The organism is Seonamhaeicola sp. NFXS20, from assembly GCF_049132085.1.
In the GTDB taxonomy this organism is placed as follows: domain Bacteria; phylum Bacteroidota; class Bacteroidia; order Flavobacteriales; family Flavobacteriaceae; genus Seonamhaeicola.
The window spans coordinates 1-4,594 of the sequence record NZ_JAFMPU010000025.1 but is presented as its reverse complement, the minus strand read 5'-3'; the positions used below and the strand labels follow the sequence as shown (position 1 = coordinate 4,594).

Here is a 4,594-nt window from a genome sequence, read left to right as displayed (position 1 = left end):
GCTCAAATATTGTTTAATCTAAAATTTTATTATTATGTATTTGAGTAATTTACAACAAGACGACATCTTCGTATCATCTGAGATGAAACCATTAAAGTACTTAACAGGAATTGCGTCAAGAAGAGGCCTGGAAAATGCCATTATTTCTAATGGAAAATTAGTCAATGTCGTGTCCAATAGCTATGGGCATATACCCAATCAACTGTTTTTCAAAACGGCAGAAAGAATGTTGATAGATGCAGCGCTTACTTATCATAAGCGTACTATTAACAAAAATGACAGGTCATTTATCACAGATTTTATCATAGACGACAAAAATCAATTTACAGTAAAGAATCGTAAGGATTTGATACTCCCCATGCTTCGCTTTAAAAACTCGTATGATGGAAGTGAAAAAACCTCAGGACACTTTGGGTTTTACAGGAAAGTATGTTCAAATGGCTTACATGTTTCCCAAGCGCGAATTGAGTTCTCTATTAAGCACAGTAAGAATAACACGAGCCTAATTATGCCGAGGTTAAACAACCTGTTTGATAAATTTCTTGACAATGAGTTCTATACCATTACCAAGAAATTTGAAAAGATGAAAGCCTTTAAAATCATCGATACACAAGAGTTTGTAAAGGCCATACTGGAAAAAACGAAGCTCTTCAGATACGAGTGCAGCGATAAGAATAGCGACCCTTCAAAAAAATCCCGTGAGGTCATCGAAACCTTGAATTATGAAGCCTTATTGCTCAATGAAGAACCAAATCTATGGTTAGGCTACAATGCCTTTAATTCAGTACTTCATAACGTTTTGAAGAAAAGTTTCGGTCAACAAGAACGGTTGGATAAAAAACTGTTTGATGAAATTTATGAGATGGCATAAACCATGGTAGGTTTTCCAGTTCCTAATTAAAAACTGGTTTTTCACATTTAGAACTTACAAATAAAGACATTCAGCACTTTTTCTTGCATGGCTATAAAATCTTCATTTCGAAAAAAGAGCTTCATTGTAAAATATCTTGAACACCATTCCCGATTTTGGCTTTCCAATCTGTTGCTTACTTACTATGTAGGGTAGGAGCACTTCACTTCTGGGGTAAAATCGGAAATGGAGTTCGCTGGTAATCGGAATGTCAAAATCCAAATTCCTTTTAATAGCATTATCTGCAAAATCATCTTAAAATTTCACAATATAATGCTAAGTAATTTAGATTTTGACTAAGATAATTTTAAGGGGTTTATAATAGATAAAGCCTTTTATTGTTTTTCGGTACAGCGAAAAACAGGTAGCGTATAAGCACTTCTAATTTAAAATCTTCCACTTACGCTCGCTAAACTTTCCGTACGCTCCCTTGTAAAAGATTTTAAAAGCATTGCTAACACGCAATGGAACTTGTCAATACCAAGCAAGTTTTAGAAAAAAATAAGGTTTCTACTTTCTTGAAAATCCAAGGATTTTACTACGTCGCAGACACTCCTGATTTGTGTTCAAAAAGTCTTGACAAAACCCCCTTAATCTATTAGTGCTGTGCACGCAAGAAATCATACAAAACACCCCTTAAAATTTAATTCATATTAAACAGAAAAGGGAAATTATTAACCCGCTTGTTAAAAAATCAAGCCTTTAAAAACACATTATTATGAGTACCTTAAAAAACAAAGTACAGTTAATTGGCAACGTAGGAAACGAGCCAGAAATTACAAACTTAGAAAGTGGCAAAAAAGTAGCCCGATTATCATTGGCAACCAATGAGAACTACAAGAACAGTCAAGGCGAAAAACAACAGATACCAATTGGCATACCGTTATAGCCTGGGGTAAGACAGCAGACATTATTGAGAAGTATGTTACAAAAGGCAAAGAAATTGCGGTATCCGGTAAACTATCAACAAGGCGTTATGAGGATAAGTCGGGAAATAAACGCTATGTAACCGAAGTGGTAATCAGTGACATTTTATTGCTATCAAACAATGGGTAGGTATTAAAAAAGATGAAGAGAGTGTCCCTCATTAATAAACACTCTCTTTGTCATTATTTACTTTAAATCAAATAAGTAATGAAAGCTAAAGTTAAAGAAATAAAAATTAGTTACAGAGAAAAACGCAGCACATTTAATGCTGATGGGATTAAAAATTCATCAGATGCTGCTAAGTTGATATTCAAGCAATGGGATAAAGATACGATTGGCTTACATGAATCATTTAAGGTGGTATTGCTTAATAATTCCAATAAAGTAAAAGGGATTTATCAATTGTCAATAGGGAGTATTACAGGTACCATAGTAGATATGCGAATATTATTTGCAGTGGTTATAAAAACTTTATCTGTGGGCATTATATTAGTTCATAATCATCCGTCTGGAAAATTGTTGCCTAGTGAAGTCGATAAACAATTGACAACAAAAATACAAAAGGCAGCTAAGTTGTTTGATATAAATGTGCTAGACCATTTAATACTAGTTCCAAATGGTGATTACTTCAGTTTTGCAGATGAAGGTATACTATAAAGTAGCAAAATCATAATAACCTTGATTTAGAAACCCAAGCAGAACAGTTGAAACACTCAAAATACAATGCTAAACAACAACCTTTAAAAGGTAATCCTTATTAGAAGCTTAAGCATTTATATAATTACGATTATGTGTTTAGTATATGAATGCAGATAAAAAGAAAATCAAAACCTAAGAGACCTTTGACTTAAAAATTTCAGAGGTCTTTTTCTTTTCATAAGCCCTAATCTGATTTTCAGAATAGTCCTCTACCTATAAATCATACAGAATGAACTCAAAACGGTTTAATTAACAACAAACCACGTTTTACGATTACCAGTCAAAGTAATACCTTTAAAGAGATAGGATGCTCAATAAAAAGCGATCTGATTTTTAATCAGGTTGTTCGGAAAATTTCGGTCCCTGTGGGACAAAATTTGATTTCCATGTTAAAAGCAAATAAAAAATGAAAAACTTTAAAAAAGAAAAAATAAAACGATTAGGCCACTCTTTTTTGATAAGGTTTTTGCCTTTTAATAACAGCACATACTCTCAAAACAAGTTTGTTTCTGACATTATTGAGAACCAGCATTTTATTTTTTCCTTCAGCAGCTTTCCTTTCATAGTAAAGCTTAAGCTCTGGATCGTGCCTAACAGCTGCCAGAGCACACATATGAAGATGTTTTTTCATAGTATGATTACAAATATGATGCACTCTGGATCTTTTTTGGACACTGGATCCGGATGTATGCTCAAAAGGAACGACACCACAATAACAAGCCAGTTGTTTGGCTTCTTTATAGCGAGTAAAAAAATTGGTGAAGATTATGAAATATAGAGCTGTCATGATACCAATTCCAGAAACTGAAGTAACTAGTCCAACAGTTTTATTGAGTTTTTCATCTGAAAGGATGAGCTCCTGTAATTCGGCCTCAATGCGCTTGATCTCGCTATCGAGGCACCTGTTTGTCTTTTTGACCTGTTTTTGGGCCAGTTTTCCAAGTTCGGCATCAAAGAGCTTGACCTCATTGGGATGTTTGTTCAAATCCGCCTTAAAATTCACCAATTGCTCCCTGGCCTTGATAAGTATCTTGATCTTTTTGAGTACTTCGGGAAGAGGACTGTACAGCTCCATTTCCTTACAGTGCTTGACGGCATATTGTGCCAGTCGGATGGCATCGAGCTTGTCGGACTTACCTCGCTGGATGCCTAGGCTACGTACAATCCTCAAAGACATCTCCACGCAAAAATTTGCCCCTGCCTCCAGTAACTTTGTAATGATCAAGTTCCCATATATACCAGTGTGCTCCATACAGATGAGCGTATCATCTAATGTGATATCCTGGTTTTTTAAGAGCCTTAAAAAGGCCTTAACCCCTTTTTGTGTATTGTCAAAAAGAAACGATTTGGTAACCTCACCATTGATAATGGCCACATCAAAAGTACGTTTGGAAATGTCAATACCAATAAAATACAGAATGTCTAATTCTTCCATGATAAAAAATTTAAAATAATGAAACAAAACAGATCAGACACAACCAAGCATCTGAGGTATCATCTAATCCCTTTTACTAGGTCTATAAACCTGAATTTCCATTTGATGCCATTTCAGAAGATAACCGATAAAGGATTGAATCAAAATTTCCTAAGTCCGAGACTTTGAGAAGCAACTAATGCGCCTTTACCGGTTTGGTTGCCATCCACAATCATTGAAGGTATAATATATGACAATTATTGTCCAAACCTTCTATATGAACGACTATATAGACCTTTTGAGTTAAAGGTTAGATTTTATAAGAGATGAACGTAAATACAATCAATAATCTGAATTACCATCGAAACCCTGATGTTAGGCCTTTAAGCCTGAATTTCCATTTGATACGATTCAGAGATAGCCGATAAAGGATTTTAAAAACGTAAGTCTAAAGCTTTATGACGCGCGTAACTCCCCTTTACCGACCGGTAGTAATTTACAATTACGGAGGTTTTTCCGTATAAGAAGATAACTAATCATTATAGGGATTAAATACCTTATAAGGAAACTCTATGTAAATGACTAGTGCGAATCTAAGGGAGAAGCAAGAGGGTAACACGCTGCGCGATGTTTCGGTTTAGTTT

Annotated in this window: 3 protein-coding genes and 1 pseudogene; 3 read left to right on the top strand and 1 reads right to left on the bottom strand. The window is 34.8% G+C overall.

Features of this window, described 5'->3' with window-relative positions; genetic code table 11:
• Window positions 1-34 precede the first annotated feature (34 nt).
• From J1D01_RS17190 to J1D01_RS17180, 3 genes and pseudogenes are all read left to right on the top strand, one after another.
• On the top strand, window positions 35-871 hold the full coding sequence (locus J1D01_RS17190; protein WP_421151738.1) for a DUF932 domain-containing protein: 837 nt from the start codon (window positions 35-37) through the stop codon (window positions 869-871).
• Window positions 872-1,628: 757 nt separating this feature from the next.
• Window positions 1,629-1,966: pseudogene (locus J1D01_RS17185) on the top strand (single-stranded DNA-binding protein).
• 78 nt (window positions 1,967-2,044) lie between these two features.
• Window positions 2,045-2,494, top strand: a complete 450-nt coding sequence (locus J1D01_RS17180) for a JAB domain-containing protein (RefSeq protein ID WP_372938697.1) — start codon at window positions 2,045-2,047, stop codon at window positions 2,492-2,494.
• Between the two features lie 481 nt (window positions 2,495-2,975).
• Here J1D01_RS17180 and J1D01_RS17175 read toward each other — a convergent pair whose 3' ends face one another.
• Complete coding sequence (locus J1D01_RS17175) at window positions 2,976-3,971, bottom strand: IS110 family transposase (protein ID WP_421151737.1); 996 nt, start codon at window positions 3,969-3,971, stop codon at window positions 2,976-2,978.
• Window positions 3,972-4,594: the final 623 nt, after the last annotated feature.